Origin of the sequence: Endozoicomonas ascidiicola (assembly GCF_001646945.1) — a bacterium.
In the GTDB taxonomy this organism is placed as follows: Bacteria; Pseudomonadota; Gammaproteobacteria; order Pseudomonadales; family Endozoicomonadaceae; genus Endozoicomonas; species Endozoicomonas ascidiicola.
Genome location: NZ_LUTV01000009.1, coordinates 227,720 through 229,601, shown reverse-complemented (window position 1 = coordinate 229,601; position 1,882 = coordinate 227,720). Strand labels below are relative to the sequence as shown.

Here is a 1,882-nt window from a genome sequence, read left to right as displayed (position 1 = left end):
AAACACAGCAGCTAACGCCAAAATGTGCGGCGCGCCTCAGGCGCGTCCGGTGGAGCGCAGCGGAACAAACACGATTTTATTGTTAGCTGCGTAAGCCCGTAAAATGCTTAAAGCGTGACGTAAACCTGAAGCAAGTACAACTGGCGACAAAGTAAAAAACAGAAGATTTACAACCAGAGGTTTTGAACGCTGCTGAAAAACACACTGACCAAAAAATTCTCGAAGCAGTTTGAACCAGACGGTTTGACTACTTGAAGTTTACGACAATGTACCTTCCTGGCCTGCGATAGACCTGAAAATTTTTACGCTACAGAAAACCTGCTCCCTTCCCCACCAACTCTCCGTCCAAAAAGATGGAAAGGAAAACGATCACTGCGCTGGCGCGGCAAAAGGAAACTAGTACGCTACCGCCTGCCAGCTTGGGAAAAAAAACAGCAAACTACGATTTTGACGCTGGCATAAAAGAAGGAATTAACGACAAAACTCTCACGCCAGCTTGCAAAACGAAGCTTATCGATTTCTTATTAACTTTTCGATAGAACAGACCAAAAAACTTCCAACGCTAAAAAACTCTCAGTTTTGCAATTCTGGTAGAAACACAGCAGCTAACGCCAAATTAAGCGGCGCCGCCGCAGGCGGCGTCCGGTGGAGCAAAGCGGAACGAACTTGAATTTATTGTTATGTGAAATATCGCACCAAAATTCACTTTTTATAGAAATCCATTGAATTTTTAATGAATTCATCTTTTTCATTAAACAAAAAATGATAAAGACCTTGTGTAACATTTTCTTCAGTTAAATTTGGATCTTCCATTGATTCTATCATTTGTGAGACATTACTCCACAGGATACTTCCAAGCTCTTCTCTTGTATGATCTTCTAATTCCCATTCTTCTGGAAGTTCTGCTTTTATAGTTACATCACCATTTTTAGGATTAACTTTTGTAAAGTATCTTGGTCTATTTTTTAGTTTCAGGTTGAGAAGTGTAATGTGTGATAAAACTTCTCTTAGTTGAATTGGAGATAGTGGGCCGGAAATCCTTTGAAAATGATTATAGAAAAAATTATTAGCTGAGCATGAATCATCTAAAACAGCTAAGAACGCAACATCTCCTGTTCTTAGGAGAATCGTATTTGCTTCATAAATATCTCTATAATCGTATGAATCGTAGTGGTCAGTAACTTTTGCTTGCAACACAAATAGTGAGCCACAGCATTGAGATTCAATACTTGAATTCTCCCTAATAGCCCTAACCATACAATGAATATGATGCAAGAAACCCCAGTTGTAAATATCACCAATATTTCCATCTCCTTTCCTGCGATCTAGGTGCATTCGAAGAAGACTATCTTTCAAGTGTGTTTTTAAAAATATAAGGCACAGCCATAAGAAAATTTTCCAAGGGCCATTTTTAACAATGTATTGATTAACTGACTCTATTCCTTTTCCAGTTATACTTTGTATTTCAGTTTCAATGTTTTGTCCCAAGTATGAGTTACATTCTTCGCAGCATGGCAAAGTATATTTATCATATCTAATCTTGCTTTCATTGGGTAAAGTAATCTCTACTTTAAATAAGTCATGCTTACTTAATAACCATTTAGGTATGACATGCTCGTCATTAAATTTCTTTTCTTCCTTTTTAGATCCACAAAGAAAGCAGTCATCTCCTTCACAAATTCTCGAAACAAATGATTCATTACTGAAATATATAACCTTTCCAGACTCGTCTATCAGTGATCCATCTACATATTTATACAACATTGTACTCATTACTATTTTATTTCACATAACGCCAAAATGTGCGGCGCGCCGCAGGCGCGTCCGGTGGAGCGCAGCGGAACGAACACGATTTTTTTGTTAGCTGCGTAAGCCCGTAAAA

1 protein-coding gene is annotated in these 1,882 nt (G+C 38.3%); it reads right to left on the bottom strand.

Annotated elements, in window-relative coordinates; translation table 11 throughout:
* Positions 1-702 precede the first annotated feature (702 nt).
* A complete protein-coding gene (locus AKL11_RS22265; RefSeq protein ID WP_216636833.1) occupies positions 703-1,773 on the bottom strand; it encodes an HNH endonuclease in 1,071 nt (356 codons plus the stop codon).
* Between the last annotated feature and the right edge of the window lie 109 nt (positions 1,774-1,882).